We start from the raw sequence: 21,221 nt of genomic DNA, 5'->3' as shown, positions 1-21,221 counted from the left end.
CAAAAAAAATTAATATTTTTTAATTTTAACGAAAACATGAGGATATAAAAATGAAAAAATCCCAGAAAAAAGATCCAACATATCGCCCTTATGTAGAAATTTTTATTGGAGTATTATTATCTACTTTAGGCTTATTCTTTATTGTTTTATCTGGAAAGAACTTTGAACCGCACGGCGAGTGGGAACTTTATAACCAAGGAATCAATCCAGGCGGAAATGGCGGAATTGCTGTCATCGCTAGCAAATTATTCGACCATAAAAATCCGGATTTGCTCTTAATTTTAATTATTTTTTTAATTAGTTTCACTTTGTTCATGTTAATAATAGGCAGTTTCTTTTTCGCAAAAAAGACTTTAAAAAGGTCTTTTTTCGCGTGGGCAGTCTTTTCTATTGTGTTAATTCTGTTATTTTTATTCTTGAAAGAATATCGCGATAAGATATATTCTTGTTATGTATTAAAAAACGACAATAAAAAAGAATTCAATTTGAGAAGGTACTTTGGCTTTTTTCGAAATATACAGGTAATTCAACAACCCAATTGTTTTCAGTTATGTTTTTAGATACTTTCATTGGCGTTATTTTGTTCGGCACCGGTTATTACTTAACAGCTATTAAAAATAAAGCTTTTTTAGGGACAAACGTATTGACGAAAATAATTACTAAAATAACAAAACAAAAACAAAGCTTTTTTATAAAATTAAACTTTGTTTTCGACGTTTTAATAGTGCTTGCATCGACTTGTTTGTTCGGTTTTGAACTTTTTGAAGAGAAACTTTGGTTTTTAGATATTATTTTTTACCCTTTAGTAAGTCCTTCCGTTCTTTATGTGTTGGGTAAAAACATTGCCCTTATAATAGTCGAAATGAAAAAGCAAGAAAAAAACAATTTTTTAAAAGAAAACGCTTTTAAAATTTGTATATTATTCTGTTCCTGTATTATCACAATTATATCAACTTTCATACTTTATAAGTATTTCCGATAATAATTGTTTATAAGAAAAACTTATTTTATTAAAAGATCCCTAATTTAGGGATCTTTTTTTCTATCTCAAAACTTTTTGCAAGAAAATGACCTTTTGTTCCTTGACTTTTGAAAAAAGAAGGAGTATAATATAAATAATCATATCGATTCAACGAGAGATTTTAGTCAGCGCACTTTGGTATGGTTAAGGAGGATTGGTTGAAATGGACTATCATATTTTATTTAATATAAAAAAATATTTCCAATATTTTGATATAGAAAAAATATAAATATGAAAGAAGGTTAATTTATTGTACAAAAACAACTTTAAAAACAAATTTTTATTTGTTTTCGTTTTGTTTTCGATATTTTTTTTTAATAATAATTATCAAATAATCGCATTTTCACCTTATCAAAGTGATAAATATGATAAAAATTCTAAAACTAAAATTCATCATATTTTATTAGAACAACACTACCCAGCGATTTCTAAGGAAGAATTAGTTAATTTTTATGCCGAAGATCAATTAAACAAAAAAATTAAAATAAACCGTTCTGAACCTTGCTATAATGCACTTTCAAATCCAAATTTAGATGCTAAAATTAAAAATCCTCCTTCTAATCTTTTAGGTATTTATTTCGATGGAGGAACACGAGAATTCAAAGATAATTATTTTTCTTTAGATGAATTGAAAAAAATGCAAAATAATGTAGACAATATATATATTTTTTATGATAATACAAAATATTGCGATACTCAATTAAAATTGCAAGTGGATAAAAAAATATATTTTGAAACATTTAAAAAAAATTGGGTTGTTCCTTCAGAGTGGCGACCTTGGTTTTGGTCTTATGAAAAATGGAGAAATCGTTGGTATGACGAAAAAACGCCAAATGAAAAAGGTTATTTTTTAAACAAATACGGTTCTCAAGGTTTTCAATTAGATATTAACGTCAAAGAAGAAGAAAAAATTTCTTCAATACCTTTATACACGATAGAAGAAATTTTAAACGATAACGAACATTTTTATAAAATTAAAAATTTTACTTTTAAAGAAAATTTAGGAAATGGAATTCATGTAGATTATAATAAAAACTTTTTAACTTTAAAAACCGATAATAGTGTTGGAGATTTCTTCAATACAGTTTACAATATTGGCGGTTATGTTCCAATAGTAGGAACTGTTTTGAGCGGAATAGAATTTATCGAAGGTACTGTTCGCGAAGATGAAGGACAAATGATTGAAAGTGGTGTAAGTTTAGCTGTAGATGCTGCAACTTTCGGAGCAGGAAAAATATTTTTTAAAGGCGGCAAAAAAATTGCTACAAAAGGCGTTTCTAAAGGGATAGCTAAAAATGTAGCTAAAAAAACAGTTCAACAACCTTTCAAACGAGTGGCAATAAGTTTTACCGCAAAACAAATGTTAAATATTTTAAAAACAGACATGACTATAAAAACTGGCAAATTGTTGAAAGATGAATTCGTTAAACCAAAACCTATCGAATTATCTTTAAATGATAATGTTAAAATAATAATCTTCCCAAGAGAAGAAAAAAGATATGAAATTGATCCAGGAGACGCAATAGTTATAGTTGATCATGAGGGCAATGTATTGGAAAATTGAAAAACCATTCCAAAAACAAAAGGAGTTTATTATGGAAAAGAAAGAAAATATTGTTAAAAAACGTTCTTTATATTTATTAACGATGTCTATCGGGATCATCTTTAATTTACTTTTATGTTATATGTTTTATATGTTTAAGCAAAAAAGAAGCAAAAATAATCCTGATGCTTATCAATTGCCTGTTTATGTTTTTGAATTTTTTTCTTATATCATTGTTTTTTTCCAAGCTCACCGATTGGGCAAGAGTTTCATGCGTGAAAAAGATTCTAACGAAACAAATACAGAAGAAGAAATTTCTATTTTTTTCCATGTTTTAACGAATAATGTTTATATTTTTGATAATAAATTATCTAATGATCTTAAAATGAGTTTAAGACAACAGAAAATTATTTTGAAAAAAAACATTTTAAAAGCGTTAGATGCGATAATACCATTTATCATTTTTATGGAAATATTATTTTTTTGGTATTTTATCCCTGCTTTTGAATTGTTTATTTCTTTCAAACCAGTTTTTTTACCTCTTTCCATTATTACTTTGTTGGTCTGGTATTTCGTCAAAATTAGACTTTATTACGCTATCTGTGCGAAACAATCATTAGACGAAGAAGATGAAATGAAAAATCAACCTAAAAAAGGTTCTCAAGTTAATTGATAAAAGATTTGGTTTGTTTTTCAAAAGATCCCTAAAAAAGGGATCTTTTTTTCTATCTCCAAACTTTTTGCAAGAAAATGACCTTTTGTTCCTTGACTTTTGAAAAAAGAAGGAGTAAAATATAAATAATATTATTATTTTTTCAATGATTAATTCCCCTCTCATTAAGGTCTTTTAGCGAGGTCAAAGAAAATGAAGGGCAATTGATTCTCATAGTTTATTTGGATCTCCAAAAAATATTTAAACAAAGAAAATAAAACAAAATAGGTTGATTTTTTATGACAAAACAAAACAATAATTCTTTATTAAAAATTTTTAATATTATTTTAGCTACTTTATTAATTAGCCATGCTTTTTATTTTAATGAATTTTCTTATGAAACGGTTTTTAATTTTTTTGAAGGACATGTTGCTTTATTATCGATGATTTGTAAAGACTACAATCCTAGTTGTTTTATGATATTATTTTTATCAGTCACTTTTTTAATAGGTTCTTTAATAATGAAAACTGATTTCATCAAGAAAGCTTGGTTCCCGACTTTGATGTATGCCTTTTTTTGGTGCATATATGCTTATTGTTATCCTAAAGGTCAAATACCTGATATTACCAAAACAGGTTCTAATGGTAAAATGTTTGCAAGGTTTTTATTTTTCTTCCCTTTAATAGCAGGAAATTGGTTGTTATTTTATAATGATGCCTTTTTAGCAGACCATAAAACCTTTATCAAAATATTATCTAAAAAAACTAAATTTAGTGCTTATTTTTGGACTTTTATTTTTGATGGTTTATTGATTTCTTTATCTCTCTTGTTGGTGTGGCGATTTTATGTTTATCAACTTGTCTCCTTGTGTGTCAGTTTAGCTATGATAGCAATATTGTTATTGTTGTATTATAAATATTCTGAAATTCTGGAAGAATGTTATGCTGAAAGTTTAACCAAAACAACAGTTCACAAGAAAGAAATGATTATTCTCTATTTAATTAGTTTGTTCTATTTCGTTAGTTTTTGCGGTGCTTTTTGGAACAAAACTGGTCCTCAATATGTCCGTTAAAAAAGAGGATGATTAATAGGATAGTTTTTGAAAGATCCCTAATTTAGGGATCTTTTTTTATATCTCCAAACTTTTCGCCAGAAAATGACCTTTTGTTCCTTGACTTTTGAAAAAAGAAGGATTATAATATAAATAATCATATCTTATTATTGTAAAAAAACCCTTTGATGCGATAATAATTCATTTTTCAAGTTATTCTTTAAGCTATTTCCAAAAATGTAAGAAAGGAGGGATACAATTTGATAAATATTTTTGACCGTTTATTGAACCCTTCTAAAAGGGTGAAACGACTTTTAAAACAGCCCCCAAAAGACGATATTGATCGTCTATTGACTAAAAAGATGAAAGCTTTGCAAAAAAATAATCTTTTAGAAAAAACAGACCAAGCGGTTACTTATAAAAGTGTAATGTTTAAATTAAGCCTTTTATTGGTGATAACTATTACAATAGGCTTTTTGACTTATCGTCAATTTTCAAGTATTGAAGGTTTGAAAAGTTTTGCTCATAATTTCACTTTGATATGTGATAAATTAGATTTTATAGAAAATGCTTTCAATAATGATGCTCAAAAAAAAGATGTTTACGCTTTTTTAGTATTGTTCTTGCCGATGGGAATATTTTTTTTATCAGCTATTTTATGGGCAATTGGTTTTTTCTCTTTCCGTCCTTTGTTAAAAATAGGCACTATTTTTTTATCTTTGGCAATAGGATTTTTTTTCGGCAGTTTTTTAAGTTTATTGGCTTTCAGAGGGAAGGCTTTTCAACATGTTAATAAGATGCAAACTGGTATTAATATAGTTGTCTTGTTATTTACAGTCCCTTTGGTAGGAACTATTTTAGTTCTGGTTTTTATGTCTTTATTGTACTTTTTGCATAAAAAAACTATCCCTTCTCGCTTTCTTAAAACAGTTCAAACTCTTTTTATCGTATCCTTGATAGTATTTTTTATTTCTCTTTTATGCGTTTTTTCCACTAAATGGTATATTAACATTATCGCTTTTCTATTAGCACTTTTTAGTGTATTTATTGGCGCTTGGATGTGGGTTATCGCTTTGGATGTGGTTGATAAATTTGTCAAAGAACAAATACCTCAAAAATACGAATGGATCGTCATCAGTCTTTTATTAATAGCGATATTGCAGATCTTTACATCTATTTTTAAAATGGTTAGTATTCTTTATAGATTATCCACAGAAAAGGATAATTCATCTCCCAAAAAAGCTAATAAAAATTGATAAAACAACATATAATAAGCCTTTTTTAAGCAAGATCTCTTCTGCAAGAGATCTTTTTTATTGCTCTTCTTTTTTGCAAAATGTTAACATTTTGTTCCTTGACTTTCAAAAAATAAGGAGTATAATAAAGTTAAACGAATAATTTTTCACCATTTATTCTGTTTTAAATTTATTAATTATAGTTGTTAAGACAAATTGTTATTTTAACAATTAAAGGAGATTATTAATGAAAAATCAAAAAACTTCGATAGTTCCACAAACCTCCTCACCACAAAAAAAAGTAGATTTATTTTTTGTCATGATTGGTTTAGGTTTAATTTTAGATGTGGTACTTTTTTTTCTTTTTAAGAGAGGTAAAGAAGCGGATCCTTCCAGTCCATACGGCAAAGAGACCTTATTTAATTTTTGGAACGTTTTTTTATATATATTCGTAATAGCTGAATTTGCCAAATGGGGCTATCAAATGGATAGAAAAAACAATAAGGAAAAGAAAAACCCAAAAATAGAAGAGTTAAGAAAAGGTAAAGAAAGTTTGTTTGAAAAACCTTTATCTAATAATGACGAAATCAACTTAAAAAGAGAAAAATTGATGAGAAAAAAACAAATTGTACAAATCTTAGAAACGATTAATGTTTCTATCATGTTGGCGATTACGTTAATGACTCATTATGTTATTCCTAGATTCGACATATTAAAAAATTCCTTGTCTATCTTGGAATTGTTGAATTTTATCTTTTTATTTTTATTTTTGATTTTATTTTTCTATTATGACTACGTATTTTATCAAAAAGTCAATTTAGAAAAGGAAGTGACAGAATATAATAAAAAAGAAAATCCTCCTCGCAGAACAAATTTATAAGTTGATAAAATTATTTTAGTTAATATAATAACATTTTATTTCCAGTTACTCTTTACAGCGGAAAATTAATAAATTAAAAAAGGACGATTAACTTTATGTTAAAAATACAACATTTATCTAAACAAATACCAAACGAATTAGGTGAAAACGCATCTTTAAACGATATTTCCTTATTTTTTCCTCAAAAAGGATTAGTTTTAATGACTGGTTTGCACGAAGAATCAAAATACCAACTCTCTAGTTTATTAGGAGGCTTAACGCCTCCTGATTCAGGAGATATTTTCGTAGGAAACAAAAATTTAAAAGATTTAACTTCAGATGAATTGTCTTCTTATAGAAACCACATTATTAGTTTTTTCTTAGGTTTTAATGATACTTTTACCACTAGAAATATAAATTATATTTTAGAATTGCAAAATAAACCAGTTGATCTAAAAAAATAAATAAAACTTTAAAAAGTTATCATTTAGACGGTTTATACGAAACAGAAGTAGAAAGTAATAATTTATTTTTACCTTTAGAAAAAGAGTTAACTTTAGAAGAACAACAAAAAGTAGATCTAGCGCGAGTTATTGTGAAAGATACGCCTGTGATTGTAGCTATCAATCCTACAGATGGTTTGAATGCAGCAACACAAAAAGAAATTAGTAATAATTTAAAAAAATTATCTGCAAATAAATTAGTGATTGTTTTGGCAGATAAAAACGAGCAACAAGTTCTTCAACCTGATAGAACAGTAGAATTTAAAAACCAAAAAATAGTGAAAGATAGTCATCCGAATGACAAAACGGCACACGACAATGTGGTAGTTTTACCTCCTTTACCTACTGAGTCTCACTTATCTGAATTTTCACTTTCCGATGCTAAATTAGACTTTACAGAAAAACAATACGAAAGTAGTTTCAATTTCATCTTTATGAGACCGGGAAATTTTGTTACCCCTGTTTTTTTGTTTTTCTTTGCTTTATTATTTGATCTCCTTTACCAAGGTTCATTATCTACCCAATGGCATTTGCTTCTTATATTTGGTTTATTGAGTGTGGTAGCGTTTTTCATTTATTACTTTTTTAACCATTGGTACTACGAACAATTGCTTAAAAAAATTAAACCAGAAAAAATTAATTATCTAAAAAGTTTAGGTTTTAGTCGTAAAGAAACAGAAAAAGTTTATAAAACATACGAAAAAAAAGACTCGACAGTAGGTTTTATTTTAGAATCGATATTATACAATATTATATTAGCGATAGTTGTTTGCTTTATGAAAGATAAGTTTTACGCTACTTTCGGTTCTAACATTGTTTTAAGTCTTTTGGCTTTCGTTTCAATAAGTGCTTTTATTGTTTTAACTACTTTTATCGTGAATAAATTAGTTTATAAAATGATTTACAAAAAAAGTTTAAAAAAATTATATAACAAAATATCTTTTTAAAATAGTCTCTTCCTACCTTTAAATAATCGTTATCTTACCAAAGATCCCTTATGAAGGGATCTTTTTTCTGTGAAGAAATAATATTTTTAGACTTGACTTTTAAAGAATTTATTATAAAATATAAATAATCAATAAAATTATAAATTCATTTTTTCTCTTTAAAAAAAAGAACTTTTATAGTTGAGATTAAGGAATGTTAACCCTTTATTATGGAAGGTAAAAAAATCAAAAAGAAGAAGCATCTTATAAAAGAAAGCGAGAAGAAAAAAATGATGACAATTAAAAAAGAAAAATTAAATTTTTACCTTTATGCATTTAGCTTAACTACTCTGGCTTTAGGGTTGGTTAAAGGTCAATTAAAAGAGCAAAACTATTTTTCTTTGTATTTGTTTACACGTCAAACTGTTGTTTTAGTTAATCTTTATTTTATTATCGTTTTTTGCACAGGAAAAGAAAATAATAAATATTTTAGTTTTATCACTTTTATTAATTCTACTTTAACGATGGTTTTATATGCGATCGGTAAAGGCAGCCAACAAAGCTTTTTTAATTATAATCCGGGTTTTTCTAATTTGGTGGCTATTTTAGAGCATTATATTTTAATGCCGATTTTTATCATTTATTATTTTGCCGCTGATACGACCTCTTTAAAATTAAAACAATTTTACATTGGTTCCATTTATCCTTTAATTTATTTTGTAACCAGCATGATTTTAGGTGTTACATCTGAAAATGATAAATTTCCTTATGATGCTTTAAAAAAATACAATACTGAAAAGATTAAATTCTTTATCTTTGTATCAATTATAACTGTCTTTATTGTTTCTACGTCTGTATTATCTATTTTTTTCAAAAATAAAACATTAAATGATGAGAAAATATTTTCCCTTAAAAGACCTAAAAAAAGACGCAAATAAACTATGACTTTCGTTTTTCCAGTATTAAAGCGATAAATCTCCCTTGAAGCTAACTTTTTATAAGATCGTGATATTAACAGATAGTGATTTTCTATAAAATACTTATTGTTGCCAATCAAATCATCAGAAGCAAAAATAATTTTAACTCTTCATAAAAGTGCATTTATAAATATAAATCATTGTAAAACCTTTTAGACAAAGAATTAGAACGATGAATTTCTTTTCGAACCTTAATATTCACGATAATAAATCTCTTTTTTTAATGTCAACAATGAAAAATAACTTCAAGAAATTAAATTTATTTTGAATTAATCAAAAAATAGTTTGCAAACAAGCAACTAATTCCCTAAACCCTCCTTCACCTACAGTCTTTTGCAATTCACAAAACCAATTGTCAATAATAAAATTCACACAACACACTCTGTCCAGAGAGGGAACAACATATGAAAAAAACCCTCCCAAACTTTCATTTCATAAAAAAACATCACAATAACCTTGAAAAATAAGCCCAAATAATATATAATATTAGTAATCAAACTAAAGGAGAAAAAGAATGGAAACGCAAAATAATCATCCTCTTCATGTTCTTGATATCGCTCAATATTTAATCAAACACCAAAATAAAAATGATTATACTAATATGAAACTACAAAAATTAGTCTTTTTAGCTTATTCTAAATATTGTATTGATAACGAAAAAAATTCTTTATTTTTCAACGATTTCCAAGCTTGGGCTCACGGACCTGTTTCTCTTGAACTTTACCGTCACACTATGAAATACGATCAACCTTTTCCTAAAGATTTTCAATTGACTGATCAAAATCCTGATCTTTTATTAGACGAAAAACAAAAAGAAACATTGCAATATATTTTAAAAAAATATGGTCGTAAGACGACAGCTAAATTAGTGGAAATCACTCATCAAAATGGTTCTCCTTGGGATCTTTCTTATTTCAGCGTGGATTGGGATTTAAACCGTATTTCTAACGAAACGATTGTTCTTTCTTATGCCAATTTGAAAAAACCTTTATAAAAATGTATAAAATAACAGAAGTTAAATATTTTGATGAAGAAGCGGACAAAATGAATATCATTTTACATAAAGCGAAATTTTTAAAAATGGATTTTGCTAAAATAAAAATCACTTTAGAAAATTTTTTCGATAACCGTTCTTTAGCAGAAATCAAATTATCTGAATCTCATGGTAATAAAAAAAAGATCACTATCCAACAATTAAATATTAACCCTTTAGATAAATTCCGTCATTTTAAATTTAAATTAAAAAATTTAATGTTTCATTTTCGTCTTTTTTATAAAATAAAAATTGATAAATCTCAACGTGTTTTTGGTTATTTTGAGAAAAATGTTTTTTATATTGTGGGTTATGACCCTTTTCACCAATTCAATTCTTATCAATCTATGGGAAAATTAAACCATAAATGTCATCAACAAATATATGATTTTTTACAAATCTCTCCTTTTTCTTCCCAAGAACAAAACAAACATTGGCGAAAAACTAAAAATTATCTCAAAAAGAAATGATTTTTATTGAAAAAAATACATTAGTAGACATGGATCCCCTCAACGAGAGGGATTTTTTTATTATAAAGTCTTTTTTGGAAAGGTAAAAACACCTTTATAATGGAGTTTTTTTCAATATTGGTCAAATGTTAAAGGATAATTTTTTTATCTAAAAGATCTTATATTGGCCTTTTTGCTTTGTTTTTTTTCTTAAAAATGTATTCTTTTTGCAAAAATAATTTGATTTTTCCTTTTTTATATGATACAATAATTTTAATAACAAAAAATTAGTAGATTGATGTTTCTTAAAAATCCTAATTTTTTGTTAGTCAATAGATGTTGAGATTGCTGGAAGATAATTTAATTTTTGTTTGTTTTTATAAATGTTAGTAAAAACCCAAAAAAGGAGAAGAAAAGAATATTATGGGATATGCGATAGAGATCAAAAATTTATACAAATCTTTTAATGAAAAACCTGTTTTAAGGGATATTAATTTAAAGATTAAGAATAAAGAAATTATCACCATTATTGGTCATTCTGGAAGTGGTAAATCTACTTTATTAAGAACCCTTAATTTACTGGAAAGACCTAATTCAGGTCAAATTTTAATTGATAACGAAAATATCGTTGATAAAAACGTTAATTTAGCTCAATTAAGAACTAAAGTAGGCATGATTTTCCAAAACTTTAATTTATTTCAAGAAAAAACTGTTTTAGAGAATTGTTGCTTAGCTCCAGTTAAGGTTTTAAAAATGGATAAAGAAGAAGCGAAAAAAAACGCTTTAAAACATTTAAAAGAAGTTGGTTTAGAAGATTTCGTGAACGCTGATGTCACTACTTTATCAGGAGGACAAAAACAAAAAGTCGCTATAGCAAGAGCTTTATGTATGAATCCCGAAATTCTTTTATTAGATGAACCTACTTCGGCTTTAGACCCAGAATCTTCCCAAGAGATAATGAAAATTTTAAAAAATTTATCTCAAACCAAAGAGATGACTTTAGTGATCGTAACTCATGAGATGAAATTCGCTCAAAAAGTTTCTCATAATATTTGTTTCATGGAAAATGGGCAAATTTTAGAACAAGGAACATCAAAAGAAATCTTTAACACTGATCGTTTCCCTAAAACACGTTCTTTCTTTGAAGAATTATAAGAATCAAATCTCTGGGTGATTTTTAAAAAAAATATTTCGTTAGTTTTTAAAAAAAGTATTAGATAATAATATTTAAAAATTTAATAAAAAAGAAATCAAAGGAAATAAAAAAATATGGAATCAGACATTAACATTATTAATATTAAAAATAATTATAATAAATTAAAGCAGGAAAATGAAATAGTATTCAAACCATTAATGGGATCTTCTTTGGTTTTTTGGTTAAGAAAAGATGGTTTATATCGATTATGAAAAGAAGAAATAACGTTCTTAATTTTTAATTAAAAATATTTCTTTCTGCAAAAGTAAATATTTTTTTAAAAAAACTTTTCTTTTTTAATATAATTGATTCTCTTAAATCATCTCCCACACTCAATCAACTCCATCTATTTTCTCATTGACAAAAAAAACAATACTTTTTTATTTTCACTAGAAAGAAAAAGACCGTAAAAATAGTTCTTTCTGGCTGTTTTAAGCTATTAAAACATTTTTTAATATCAATATATCAACAATGATTTGTATTCACCTTACTTCAACGTATTTTGATAGAAAAAAAGAAAATAAAAAAGGATATATCTTATGAAGACACAGTTTAGCGACTTTTTAAAACAGAATTATAAAAAATTATTATTTGCTTTAGTTTTTTTACCCTTATCAGTTTGGTTAAATTATATGGTTTTTGTTACCTTTCAGAAAAAAGGTGAAGCTGCAGAAGTTTCCCGCGAAGACACTTTAGTGTTTGGGACACATACTATTTTAGCTCCTTTCGCTTTTTCAGGTGGTGAAGAAGGTAAAGAACATGCTCCTAACGCTCTTAAAGCTCAAGGAGGCAAATATGCCAGTGGTTTTGACCCTCTTGTTGCTAAAAAAATAGCTGATTTAATGGGTAAGAAACTAGTAATTAAACATTATGGTTTCCCGGCTTTATTAGATACTCCTCAAACAGGTACAACTGACTTTGTTATGGGAGGGATGAATTCTAGCCCTGAAAGATTACAAGTAATGGACGCCGTTAATTACTATTCCCCTCCTGTAGGTTTTTTATTAAGAAAAGATGATGCAAGATTTAAAGATTATCAAAACGGTCAAACAGTACCGTATGATGTTTTTAAACAAATCGCTTTAGATGCTAAAAATCAAAACAAGCCTTTAAAATATACCACAATTACACGTTCTCTTTTCGATTTAAAAGATAAAGAACCGACCCAAAAACTTGAAGGTTTAAAGATAGAAGGTGGGAATCCTCGAGAAAGTGCTGCCGAATGTTCTGATTTAGTGCAAAATAAAGCTGCTGATATGTGTGTTTTTGAATATCCAGCTGCCAAATCTTTAGCAGACAGAAAACCTGATGCATTAAAAGTGGTTAAGTTAGAAGGCTTTGCTGTTGAACCTGTTTCTTTATTTCTTCAAAAAGAACGTCCAGACGGTTTGAAAGAAAAACTACAATTAGCTGTTAATCAAATTACCGAACAAGACAGAGAAGAGTTTTTCAAAAAAGCTTCTGAAGATGAAGCTAAAATGGCTGAATTAACTCAATCCGCTCCTAAAGAAAAAGCAAAAAATGTTTTTGTTGAAACAACGGTACAAGTCTTCAAAATATTACCATCATATTTCAAACCTTTAGTAATTTCTTTAACTTTAGCTGTTGATGGTTTATTATTAGGATTCTTTTTATCCTTATTCTTATTAGTCCTTAAATTATTTGGCGCAAGCAAAAACAGTTCTAACAAATGTGTTAAATACTTGAAAAAAGGTTTATTCACAACTGTAGATGCTTTAAATAACGCTTTAAAATCTGTTCCAATGATTATTCAAGTGTTATTGCTTTCTAAATTTTTAGTTCATAATTTCGATTTTTTCAAACACAACGCTTATTTAGGTTCTTTTTATACCGGTTTAATGTTATTAGTCGTTAATGCGGGAGCTAATTTATCCTCTCTTATGTTTAGAAATATCCAATATCTAGATAAAGGACAAATGGAAGCCGCTTCAGCCTTAGGAATGAATCAAAAACAAGTTTTCCAACACATTGTTTTTGAACAAACTTTTAAAAGAACTGTCCCTTCTATCTGGGAACAACTAATAATTAACTTAAAAGATACTGCTGTTTTTGGACTAATAAACGTTGCCAATTTAGTATTGAAAGCGCAAGAAGATACAGCTATTAGTTTTTCTATAACTGTTCCTTTCTTAGCGATCACTTTAATTTACCTAGTATTGGTTAATGTAGTTTACGTTCTTAACCGTAAAAACAATAAACTTAATTAATTGATTTTTACTATTTTTTAATACAAAAAAAGTCATCCTCAAAAAATGACTTTTTTCTTTTTTATTGGTTTAAATTATTTTGATTGGTTTATAATAAATAATAAGGTTAGAAAGAATTATATTATTAAAAAAGATGTTTTGTAAAGAAAATCTTTTTTTAATGGATGTGTTTCTTACTGTATTAATTTTTTTCTTCTTTTTATCGTTAAAAAGAGTTAAAACTAGTTTTATTATTCTAAAAATTTTTTAAAGCAATAAAAAAGAAAAATCATTTTTTTCTATTTACCCCCATTATCGCCTAACTTCATTAACTAATATTGAGACATGAGGAATCTAGGAAACGGAAAGAGGTTATATGAAAACAACGCCCTTTAGTCAATTTTTTAAAAAAAATTATCGTTTATTTTTATGGTTCTTAGTGGTTTTACCGATCTTATTAAGGCTGAATTATATGGTTTTTTATGTTTATTCGGACAAAACCAACCAAATAAAAAAAGGAGAAGATTTGGTTTTAGGAATGCATACGGTTTTCCCGCCTTTTGCTTTTAACGGGCATCCGGATTCTGAAGATAGCTTCCCGACCCAAGATGGTGAATATGCTAGTGGTTTTGATTCTTTATTGGCGAATAAAATAGCTGAAAAAATAGGCAAAAAACTAATCATTAAACATTATGGTTATCCCGCTATTTTAGACTCTATTCCTAATGAGTCAACTGATATTATCATGGGAGGAATGAATGCCACTAAGGAAAGATTAAAAACCATGGAAGCGGTAGAATATTATTCTCCAGCGGTAGGAGTTTTAATTAGAAAAGATGATCCACGTTTTAAAGATCTTAAAGGTGATACTGTTTCTAAAAAAGATTTCCAAAACATCGCTTTAAAAGCTGCTCGAGATAATAATCCTATCAAATATAGCACCATTACTCATAGTACTTTTGATTTGCCGAACGAGACGACAAGAACTTTACAAGAATGGCGTTTATTAGGAGGTGGTTTAGCAAGGGAAAATAGTACGGAATCATCTTTTTTAGTGAAAAATAAAAGCGCGGATATTTGTCTTTTTGATTATCCACCGATCAAGCTATTAAGCGATAATGATCAATCCTTTAAAGCTTTTAAATTAGAGGGTTTTACTATTCCACCGGTCGCTCTTTTTTTAAAAAAAGATCGCAATGATGGTCTAAAAGAAAAATTAATTCAAGCGGTTCAAGAAATCAATGAAAAAGAGAAAGAAGACTTATTGAATAAAGCTTTTCAAGATTTTGTGCATATTCAATCGCTTAGACAACAACCCCAAAATACTTTTGTCAAAATGTTCAAACAATTGCCTTTTTATCGTAAGGCTTTCATTATTTCTGTTACCTTAGCGTTAAATGGCTTATTTTTAGGCTTTTTTCTCTCATTATTAGTGTTATTGATGAAATTGTTTGCTTCTCATCAAAAAAACTCTCCTAAAGGAGTTATTTACGTTAAAAAAGCTTTATTAATGTTTATAGATGGGATAGATAATGCTTTAAAAGCTGTTCCGATGATTATTCAAGTGTTAATTGTTTCTAAAATATTAACCCACCAATTCGACTTTTTTCAAAAAGAACAGTTTTTAGCTACTTTTTATACCGCTTTATTATTATTAACCATTAATACGGCTTTTAATTTAGCCGCGATTATGTTTAGAAATATACGTTTTTTAGATCAAGGACAAATAGAAGGAGCTTATGCTTTGGGGATGAATAATAAACAAGTCTTTCAACATATTATTTTCGAACAAACATTCCAAAGAACTTATCCTTTTATTTGGGACCAATTAATCATTAATTTTAAAGATACAGCTGTTTTTGGTTTAATAGGGGTAGCTAATTTAGTTTATCAAGCTAACAAAGAAATAGCGATCACTTTTGACGGCATAACGCCTTTATTATTGATCAGTCTGATTTATTTATTCTTGGTTAATGTGGTTTATATACTTAACCGTAAACATCATCCTAAGAAAGCGTAACCAAGGGAAAATATTGAAACAATGATTTCTCTTTATTTTTTAAAAATAATTAAAAATAGGGAGTTTTAAAGATAAAGAGGGTTAAAAAAAGTAAAAAAAAATAGATAAACAATAAAGACATAAAGAAATGTCTTTATTGTTTAAATAGAGTTATTGAAAAAAATTAATTATAAATTAGTGTTAATAGTGTAATATTTTTGCATAGCGATTTTAGCTTCATTTTTAACATCAGTGGTTTTAATTAAATCCATAGCTTTTTGACTTCCAACCGCTTTATAAAAAGCAGGTGTTAATTCAGAATAATTAAAATCAAAAATAGTTTTTAATTGTTCGGTGGTAAAAGCTTGGATTTGTTCTTTTGATAATTGATTATAAGTTTGAGGTTTAACTTGAGAAAGACCTAAAGGAGGAATTAAAGGAAGGTTTTCAGGACTCATTTTAACAAAAGATTCATGATGATTAAAAAAATTATAAGGAATGTAATCTCCTAAAAATTTGGGAGAATATTGAGAAAGATATTGTAATTGTTCTTTGGTTAAAAAATGTGTTTTAGTTTTTAAAAGTACCCATTTCATTTTAGGAATGGTTTCGGGTAAGATATTTTTAACTTGTTCTTCATTTAAAATTTGTAAGAATTCATCATTTAAAAGAGGAAGTTGTTCTTGGGTTAAAAAAAATGGTTGACTTTGTGTTGTTTCGGAAGAAGGTTTATCAACATAAATAATTTGAGGTTCAGGCTTAACATTTTTAATATTTTGTTGTTCAACATGTAAATTATAAGCACTTGATATTAAAACAATAATAAAACCGCTTAGAATTAAAAGAATAACTATAAAAGGGATTAATTTATAATATCTATTGTTAAATTTGATTATTGACATATTTTTTTAATTATCTTTCTTTAAAATTTTGTTTTATATGTTATTAATTATAACATTGATAAGGAATTATTGTTTATCAACATATTTTATCACTTCCTTATCAACATAAACAATTTTATATTCAGTAGGAGGAAGATAATTTTTAATTCTAATTTTTATAAATAAAGGATAAAGAATATAAATAGAAAGACCTATTAAGATAGAAAAGATAATTAAATCTGTAATAGAGTTTTCATTGGGTTTAATGTTTTGAGAAATAATAAAATTCCTCCTTTCTTAAATTAATTAAATATTTTTGAACCGATAAATAAATAAAGGAAAAATAAGAATAAAGATAAAATAACAAAATACATTAAATAATTGTTGTCATCATATTCTTTCATTAATATTATTCCTCCTCTTTAACAATAACAATATTTTGGGGATCAGGCTGAGTTTGAGCAAACCAGAATAAATATATTAAAAATATAATTAAAACTTTATAAAGTTTAGTATATACATAAATTAAACATTTAAGGAAAACATTAGATAGTTTCCATAAATGATCCGAAAGTTTAAACATTAGTTTTAAAAAAAGATTAAAAAAATTAGTGAAAGAATTAATAATAAAAGAGAAAATATTAACAGCAGTTTTTACAGGAGCACCAGCATCAATTTTAAAAGTGAAAGCGGTAACAGAAGAAAGAGCTAAAAGACCTCCGCCAATAAAAGAAGAAAGAATTTCAGAATCAAAAATACCATAAATAATATTTTTTAAAACAGAAAAAACATCGGTGATAATATCAATAAAAAATTTAATAAACATTTTTAAAAAATCATATAAAGAAAAGAATAATTGAAAGATATAGATTTTATTTAAAGTGTTATATATAAAAGAATATATAAAAGTAATAGGAAAAGAGATAATTTTTAAAACATTAGGGAATAAACGCCATAAAGAGAGTTTTAAGCTAAAAAAATCAGTAGTTTCTAAAGAAAATAAAGAAACTATAAAAGTTTTAAAAAAATGATAAACATTAAGAATATTAAAGGATTCTAAACCATATTGGAATAAAGGAAAATAGGTATGGAAAAATTGTTTAAGGGTTGTAATAACCATTATTTATTTTTATGCCAGTCGTATTCATCTGTATCTATTAAAACGGGGTTATTTTTATTTTCCAATTGTTTTTTAAGATTAAGGTTTTCTTGTAACATTTGTTTAACTAATTCATCATTTTGAGCGGCTTTTTTTCTTTCAGCTTCTATTTCTTCAGTTTCAAAAATGTTTTCGGAAAATTGTATATCTCCGTTTTCTCCTAATTCTCTGATCATTTTATAGACAGAATCCCTATAAACGCCGGTATAGTTACCTAAATGAGCCATCTTTCTAAGTAAAAGAGTGTATTCTTTAACACTCATCTCACCCTCACCAATATAGATTTGGATTAAGTCCCTGAGCTCCTCGCGGTAGTCTTTTTTAAATTGAAGTTTTTTAATTCTTAAAACAACCCAAACAACGCTTAAAGTGATAGCAACGGAGGCGACAGCGGTAAAATAATCAGTTTGGATTAAATTATGTAAAACATCTTTTAAATCAAGCATTTTTAATAATCCTCATAATTCTCAAAATTGGAAGTTCTCAAAATACGTTTTTGTGAAATCAATTGATTATATCTATCATAAATAAAACGATGGACATCACCATTATTAAAATATTTAACTAATACTTTACCTCTAAAAATAGGTTGAAATTCGAAAACATCACCATTATTAAAATGTTGTTTATAAAGAAAGCCTTTTTTGTAATGATAAACATCGCCATTACTAAAAACGCGTTTTTGGATAACATCTTTTTTATAGTGTTCTTCGCACATTAAAGAGTTGTTTTTAAGTATTTCTATTTTAGTCATTAAATTTTGTTTAAAGCCTCCTTTTTGATTGGTTTTATTGGTTTAAAAGAATGGATTTTTTACACATTCGCAAGCCTTTAAAGAAAGCGTTAAAGGAGAAAAAAATATATATAAATAATTTTTAGAAAAGTAAAGATCTCTATTTAAAGGCTTGTTAATGTGTAAAAAGATATTTAAAGAGATAAATATAAGTTTAAATCGTAAAAAGATAATAAAAGTAAAAAAAAGAAAGAAGAAAAGAAATAATTGAAAGAAAGAGGTTTATTAAAAGGATTTTCAAAATATTTATATTTTAAATAAAAAAATAAGAATTGAAAGAATATAAGAAAGATGAAAAGGATTTTAATAAGAGTTAAATAGGTCATAAATAAATATCTAAATATTTAGAAGTGATTAAATTAATATCTCTTTCAATAGATTTATTAAAATAATTGTCAAAAAAGTTTTTATGAATAACTTTATTGCGTTGTAAAACATCAACGAATTCTCTTTTAAGTTGTAAAGCATAAGCTTTATCTATATTAATTTTTTGTTGAAAAAATTGAGTATAGACAAAAATAGAAAAGATACCACCGACAAAGAAAGAAAGAAAAAGATCGGTAAAATTAGTTTTCATATGATTATTCCTTTCTTGTCAATATTTCAACTTCTTTTTTAGCATTTTCTTTCATTTCTTTAAGTTTTGATAATATTTTAAGATATATGAAAAAACCAAAAGAACCCCAGAAAAACCAAAAAACAAGATTAAAATATAAAAACATTAATAAAAATGAAGCATCAGCAGGAGGAGCAGAATATAAAACAGCACCAACTAAACCAACATAAAAGAATGAGAAAAAAAGAAAGAAAAAAGAAAGATAAAGGCGGTGTTTTTTTGTTAAGATTTGTAATTCTTGATAATTTTTAAACATAGTTAAATTCCTTTTATTTTATTTATTTTAAATGATTATGAGAATGAATTTTTATTTTTAAATATTAAAAAGATATGAAAGAAACCATAAAGAGAAAGTAATAGGAAGAGAAATGATAGAAATCGTTAAAAGATATGAAACAGTTTTATTTTTAATGTTTTTGAATAACATAATATTTTATTTCCTTTATATTTTTATTTTTTTTATTTAGAAATGTTGAAATCAGAAGGCAAAAGAGAGATTTTTTTTAAAAAAACAAAAGCATCGTAAACATCTGTAACTTTTAAATTTTTAATAATATTTTTAATATGTAAAACACCGCCTAAACGGACTTTATCATTTTTTTTATATTTTTGATATATTTCATCAGCTAAAGAACCGTAAGAAACAATTTTAATTATATTACCACGATTAAAAACAAAATAATATAATTCAAAAGTATAAACTTTTAAAGGAATATCATCAAGAAAAAAAAGAGATTCTTTTATATCCGAATAAATTAAACCAGTTAAATAGACTTTACTATATAAATGAGATTCTTGAAGAAAATTATTTATTCTAATTTGGTTTTGTTCGTCATTTTGTTTTTGCTCTTGTTTTGAAATAGATAAAAAATTTTCAAACATGATTAAAAACGTCGTCAACAACTATTTTATTTTTATTTTCTATTTGTTTGATTTGCATGATTTTACCTTTTTTATTTGATTTTTTAATGGATTTAAAAATGATATAAATGATTAAGATAAACATTTTTCACCTATCTTTTAATATGCGAATATTTTTTAATTGAAAAAATATTTCTAAATAAAACGAGTTTATAAAACTCGTTTTATTTTTGTAAAAAAACTTTTATTTATTTTCATTCATAAAAGCTTCATAAAGTTGTTGATCTACACTTTTAGAAGAGGATTTTTTAGAAGAAGCAGCTTTTTGTTTTTTCTTATATTCTTCATAAGAAGTTTTTCTTTTGGCTTTAGCAATAGCAACCTGTACAGGAGTGCGAAGAGTCAAAGAACCTAAACCGTCAACATATAAAACCTTAGAATTTTTATTATCATAAATCTTGGTTTTTTTAGAACCATATTTTTTAGAAATTTCTTTTAAATGATTTCTATCCATTTAATAAAACCTATTTTTTTAAATTTAAAAAAGCATAATACATTTGCATATAATGCGTTCTTAAAATTAAATACCTTTCATTAATTTGTCCATTTTCATTTAAAACCTCATGCTTAAAATGATGGAGTAAAAAGTTATCAACATTACGAGACTCATTATTTTCAGAATTGTTAAAATATTCTAAAAATAATCTGTCTCTTTCTTTCCATGTTAATTTTTTGTTAGATTCTGAATTTGATAAAGATAAATTATATGTTTGATTATTCATTAATTTTAATTTCCTTTTATTTAATTTGCTTTATTAAAATAGATAAAAATTATCTATTTGAAGTATTAGAATTGTTTTGAGTTGTTTGAGTAGTTTCACGAGTGTTTAACCACTTAACTTTTTCTTTATTAGGATGTACAACACCTAAATAATATAAAGCTACAACTGTTAAAGAGCCGACGCCCATCATAGTTAAAAAACTTCTTAAAGTCATAAAATGAACTCCTTTTTATTTATTTTTATAGTAAAAAAATTATCCTAATTTAACATAACCTTTATGAGCGTACCAAACCATTAAAGGAATAACAACACCTAAAGAAGGAACAACCCATCTAATAACAAAAGTTGTTATTTTACTTTGTTTTTCTTTTTCGTAAGACATTACATAATCTCCTTTTTATTAATTTTTAAATAATATAAAAATAAATAAAATAATTAATGTTCATTAATCACCGTTCATTATTCACCGGTCTTTTTC

General features: G+C 26.2%; 28 protein-coding genes. 16 read left to right on the top strand and 12 right to left on the bottom strand.

All coding sequences use genetic code 11. The annotated features are described in order from the left end of the window. The first annotated feature begins 50 nt into the window (after window positions 1–50). From HR065_RS00635 to HR065_RS00560, 16 genes are all read left to right on the top strand, one after another. Window positions 51–560: a hypothetical protein gene (locus HR065_RS00635; protein ID WP_178733993.1), complete on the top strand. Its 510-nt coding sequence runs from the start codon at window positions 51–53 to the stop codon at window positions 558–560. Beyond that, window positions 551–982, top strand: coding sequence for a hypothetical protein (locus HR065_RS00630; protein ID WP_178733992.1), 432 nt, complete (start codon window positions 551–553; stop codon window positions 980–982). Before HR065_RS00635 ends, HR065_RS00630 begins: the two co-directional genes overlap by 10 nt. A 289-nt stretch (window positions 983–1,271) precedes the next feature. Then, window positions 1,272–2,585, top strand: coding sequence for a hypothetical protein (locus HR065_RS00625; RefSeq protein WP_178733991.1), 1,314 nt, complete (start codon window positions 1,272–1,274; stop codon window positions 2,583–2,585). 31 nt (window positions 2,586–2,616) lie between these two features. Continuing rightward, on the top strand, window positions 2,617–3,237 hold the full coding sequence (locus HR065_RS00620) for a hypothetical protein (protein WP_178733990.1): 621 nt from the start codon (window positions 2,617–2,619) through the stop codon (window positions 3,235–3,237). Window positions 3,238–3,515: 278 nt separating this feature from the next. Continuing rightward, complete coding sequence (locus HR065_RS00615) at window positions 3,516–4,289, top strand: hypothetical protein (RefSeq protein ID WP_178733989.1); 774 nt, start codon at window positions 3,516–3,518, stop codon at window positions 4,287–4,289. A gap of 239 nt (window positions 4,290–4,528) precedes the next feature. Next, window positions 4,529–5,524 carry an LTA synthase family protein gene (locus HR065_RS00610; RefSeq protein ID WP_178733988.1) on the top strand — a complete coding sequence of 332 codons (996 nt, stop codon included), beginning with the start codon at window positions 4,529–4,531 and terminating at the stop codon, window positions 5,522–5,524. 226 nt (window positions 5,525–5,750) lie between these two features. Further along, complete coding sequence (locus HR065_RS00605; protein WP_178733987.1) at window positions 5,751–6,383, top strand: hypothetical protein; 633 nt, start codon at window positions 5,751–5,753, stop codon at window positions 6,381–6,383. Window positions 6,384–6,478: 95 nt separating this feature from the next. After that, window positions 6,479–6,826, top strand: coding sequence for a P-loop NTPase family protein (locus HR065_RS00600; protein WP_178733986.1), 348 nt, complete (start codon window positions 6,479–6,481; stop codon window positions 6,824–6,826). 131 nt (window positions 6,827–6,957) lie between these two features. Continuing rightward, complete coding sequence (locus HR065_RS00595; RefSeq protein WP_178733985.1) at window positions 6,958–7,812, top strand: hypothetical protein; 855 nt, start codon at window positions 6,958–6,960, stop codon at window positions 7,810–7,812. 269 nt (window positions 7,813–8,081) lie between these two features. Beyond that, window positions 8,082–8,729, top strand: a complete 648-nt coding sequence (locus tag HR065_RS00590; protein WP_178733984.1) for a hypothetical protein — start codon at window positions 8,082–8,084, stop codon at window positions 8,727–8,729. 553 nt (window positions 8,730–9,282) lie between these two features. Beyond that, complete coding sequence (locus HR065_RS00585; protein ID WP_178733983.1) at window positions 9,283–9,762, top strand: Panacea domain-containing protein; 480 nt, start codon at window positions 9,283–9,285, stop codon at window positions 9,760–9,762. A 2-nt stretch (window positions 9,763–9,764) separates the two neighbouring features. Further along, window positions 9,765–10,271, top strand: a complete 507-nt coding sequence (locus tag HR065_RS00580; protein ID WP_178733982.1) for a hypothetical protein — start codon at window positions 9,765–9,767, stop codon at window positions 10,269–10,271. A gap of 402 nt (window positions 10,272–10,673) precedes the next feature. Then, a complete protein-coding gene (locus HR065_RS00575; protein ID WP_178733981.1) occupies window positions 10,674–11,405 on the top strand; it encodes an amino acid ABC transporter ATP-binding protein in 732 nt (243 codons plus the stop codon). A 114-nt stretch (window positions 11,406–11,519) separates the two neighbouring features. Beyond that, window positions 11,520–11,657, top strand: a complete 138-nt coding sequence (locus HR065_RS00570) for a hypothetical protein (RefSeq protein ID WP_178733980.1) — start codon at window positions 11,520–11,522, stop codon at window positions 11,655–11,657. 327 nt (window positions 11,658–11,984) lie between these two features. Then, complete coding sequence (locus HR065_RS00565; RefSeq protein WP_178733979.1) at window positions 11,985–13,673, top strand: transporter substrate-binding domain-containing protein; 1,689 nt, start codon at window positions 11,985–11,987, stop codon at window positions 13,671–13,673. A 355-nt stretch (window positions 13,674–14,028) separates the two neighbouring features. Further along, entirely contained in the window at window positions 14,029–15,672 is a 1,644-nt protein-coding gene (locus tag HR065_RS00560; RefSeq protein WP_178733978.1) for a transporter substrate-binding domain-containing protein, read from the top strand. A 167-nt stretch (window positions 15,673–15,839) separates the two neighbouring features. Here HR065_RS00560 and HR065_RS00555 read toward each other — a convergent pair whose 3' ends face one another. From HR065_RS00555 to HR065_RS03700, 12 genes are all read right to left on the bottom strand, one after another. Then, window positions 15,840–16,553 (bottom strand): hypothetical protein, encoded by a 714-nt coding sequence (locus tag HR065_RS00555; protein WP_178733977.1) that lies wholly within the window; start codon window positions 16,551–16,553, stop codon window positions 15,840–15,842. Between the two features lie 388 nt (window positions 16,554–16,941). Continuing rightward, window positions 16,942–17,652, bottom strand: a complete 711-nt coding sequence (locus HR065_RS00550) for a phage tail family protein (RefSeq protein WP_178733976.1) — start codon at window positions 17,650–17,652, stop codon at window positions 16,942–16,944. After that, complete coding sequence (locus HR065_RS00545) at window positions 17,652–18,137, bottom strand: hypothetical protein (RefSeq protein ID WP_178733975.1); 486 nt, start codon at window positions 18,135–18,137, stop codon at window positions 17,652–17,654. Before HR065_RS00545 ends, HR065_RS00550 begins: the two co-directional genes overlap by 1 nt. Window positions 18,138–18,139: 2 nt before the next feature. Continuing rightward, entirely contained in the window at window positions 18,140–18,445 is a 306-nt protein-coding gene (locus HR065_RS00540) for a hypothetical protein (RefSeq protein WP_178733974.1), read from the bottom strand. A gap of 361 nt (window positions 18,446–18,806) precedes the next feature. Next, window positions 18,807–19,061 carry a hypothetical protein gene (locus HR065_RS00535; RefSeq protein ID WP_178733973.1) on the bottom strand — a complete coding sequence of 85 codons (255 nt, stop codon included), beginning with the start codon at window positions 19,059–19,061 and terminating at the stop codon, window positions 18,807–18,809. Window positions 19,062–19,065: 4 nt separating this feature from the next. Next, entirely contained in the window at window positions 19,066–19,356 is a 291-nt protein-coding gene (locus HR065_RS00530; RefSeq protein WP_178733972.1) for a hypothetical protein, read from the bottom strand. A 203-nt stretch (window positions 19,357–19,559) separates the two neighbouring features. Continuing rightward, window positions 19,560–19,982, bottom strand: a complete 423-nt coding sequence (locus HR065_RS00525; RefSeq protein WP_178733971.1) for a hypothetical protein — start codon at window positions 19,980–19,982, stop codon at window positions 19,560–19,562. Beyond that, window positions 19,975–20,106, bottom strand: coding sequence for a hypothetical protein (locus tag HR065_RS03705; protein WP_280527661.1), 132 nt, complete (start codon window positions 20,104–20,106; stop codon window positions 19,975–19,977). The genes HR065_RS00525 and HR065_RS03705 overlap by 8 nt, the downstream gene beginning before the upstream one ends. Before the next feature lie 99 nt (window positions 20,107–20,205). Further along, window positions 20,206–20,475 (bottom strand): hypothetical protein, encoded by a 270-nt coding sequence (locus tag HR065_RS00520; protein ID WP_178733970.1) that lies wholly within the window; start codon window positions 20,473–20,475, stop codon window positions 20,206–20,208. Window positions 20,476–20,485: 10 nt separating this feature from the next. Further along, window positions 20,486–20,743 carry a hypothetical protein gene (locus tag HR065_RS00515; RefSeq protein ID WP_178733969.1) on the bottom strand — a complete coding sequence of 86 codons (258 nt, stop codon included), beginning with the start codon at window positions 20,741–20,743 and terminating at the stop codon, window positions 20,486–20,488. Window positions 20,744–20,792: 49 nt separating this feature from the next. Further along, window positions 20,793–20,957 carry a hypothetical protein gene (locus HR065_RS00510; RefSeq protein WP_178733968.1) on the bottom strand — a complete coding sequence of 55 codons (165 nt, stop codon included), beginning with the start codon at window positions 20,955–20,957 and terminating at the stop codon, window positions 20,793–20,795. 39 nt (window positions 20,958–20,996) lie between these two features. Then, a complete protein-coding gene (locus tag HR065_RS03700) occupies window positions 20,997–21,125 on the bottom strand; it encodes a hypothetical protein (protein WP_280527660.1) in 129 nt (42 codons plus the stop codon). Window positions 21,126–21,221: the final 96 nt, after the last annotated feature.

The sequence above is a fragment of the Candidatus Phytoplasma pruni genome, assembly GCF_013391955.1.
Lineage (GTDB): Bacteria > Bacillota_I > Bacilli_A > Acholeplasmatales > Acholeplasmataceae > Phytoplasma.
Note: the sequence above shows the minus strand (reverse complement) of the source record. Positions and strands in the feature narration are given on the sequence as shown.

Coding starts and splice junctions, on each gene's coding strand:
- HR065_RS00535 (WP_178733973.1), bottom strand. CDS start 19,061: ATGAAAACTAATTTTACCGATCTTTTTCTTTCTTTCTTTGTCGGTGGT.
- HR065_RS00510 (WP_178733968.1), bottom strand. CDS start 20,957: ATGACTTTAAGAAGTTTTTTAACTATGATGGGCGTCGGCTCTTTAACA.
- HR065_RS00615 (WP_178733989.1), top strand. CDS start 3,516: ATGACAAAACAAAACAATAATTCTTTATTAAAAATTTTTAATATTATT.
- HR065_RS00545 (WP_178733975.1), bottom strand. CDS start 18,137: ATGCTTGATTTAAAAGATGTTTTACATAATTTAATCCAAACTGATTAT.
- HR065_RS00570 (WP_178733980.1), top strand. CDS start 11,520: ATGGAATCAGACATTAACATTATTAATATTAAAAATAATTATAATAAA.
- HR065_RS00620 (WP_178733990.1), top strand. CDS start 2,617: ATGGAAAAGAAAGAAAATATTGTTAAAAAACGTTCTTTATATTTATTA.
- HR065_RS03705 (WP_280527661.1), bottom strand. CDS start 20,106: ATGTTTATCTTAATCATTTATATCATTTTTAAATCCATTAAAAAATCA.
- HR065_RS00530 (WP_178733972.1), bottom strand. CDS start 19,356: ATGTTTAAAAATTATCAAGAATTACAAATCTTAACAAAAAAACACCGC.
- HR065_RS00580 (WP_178733982.1), top strand. CDS start 9,765: ATGTATAAAATAACAGAAGTTAAATATTTTGATGAAGAAGCGGACAAA.
- HR065_RS00575 (WP_178733981.1), top strand. CDS start 10,674: ATGGGATATGCGATAGAGATCAAAAATTTATACAAATCTTTTAATGAA.
- HR065_RS00525 (WP_178733971.1), bottom strand. CDS start 19,982: ATGTTTGAAAATTTTTTATCTATTTCAAAACAAGAGCAAAAACAAAAT.
- HR065_RS00590 (WP_178733984.1), top strand. CDS start 8,082: ATGATGACAATTAAAAAAGAAAAATTAAATTTTTACCTTTATGCATTT.
- HR065_RS00605 (WP_178733987.1), top strand. CDS start 5,751: ATGAAAAATCAAAAAACTTCGATAGTTCCACAAACCTCCTCACCACAA.
- HR065_RS00520 (WP_178733970.1), bottom strand. CDS start 20,475: ATGGATAGAAATCATTTAAAAGAAATTTCTAAAAAATATGGTTCTAAA.
- HR065_RS00560 (WP_178733978.1), top strand. CDS start 14,029: ATGAAAACAACGCCCTTTAGTCAATTTTTTAAAAAAAATTATCGTTTA.
- HR065_RS00540 (WP_178733974.1), bottom strand. CDS start 18,445: ATGACTAAAATAGAAATACTTAAAAACAACTCTTTAATGTGCGAAGAA.
- HR065_RS00550 (WP_178733976.1), bottom strand. CDS start 17,652: ATGGTTATTACAACCCTTAAACAATTTTTCCATACCTATTTTCCTTTA.
- HR065_RS03700 (WP_280527660.1), bottom strand. CDS start 21,125: ATGTCTTACGAAAAAGAAAAACAAAGTAAAATAACAACTTTTGTTATT.
- HR065_RS00600 (WP_178733986.1), top strand. CDS start 6,479: ATGTTAAAAATACAACATTTATCTAAACAAATACCAAACGAATTAGGT.
- HR065_RS00635 (WP_178733993.1), top strand. CDS start 51: ATGAAAAAATCCCAGAAAAAAGATCCAACATATCGCCCTTATGTAGAA.
- HR065_RS00515 (WP_178733969.1), bottom strand. CDS start 20,743: ATGAATAATCAAACATATAATTTATCTTTATCAAATTCAGAATCTAAC.
- HR065_RS00565 (WP_178733979.1), top strand. CDS start 11,985: ATGAAGACACAGTTTAGCGACTTTTTAAAACAGAATTATAAAAAATTA.
- HR065_RS00630 (WP_178733992.1), top strand. CDS start 551: ATGTTTTTAGATACTTTCATTGGCGTTATTTTGTTCGGCACCGGTTAT.
- HR065_RS00555 (WP_178733977.1), bottom strand. CDS start 16,553: ATGTCAATAATCAAATTTAACAATAGATATTATAAATTAATCCCTTTT.
- HR065_RS00585 (WP_178733983.1), top strand. CDS start 9,283: ATGGAAACGCAAAATAATCATCCTCTTCATGTTCTTGATATCGCTCAA.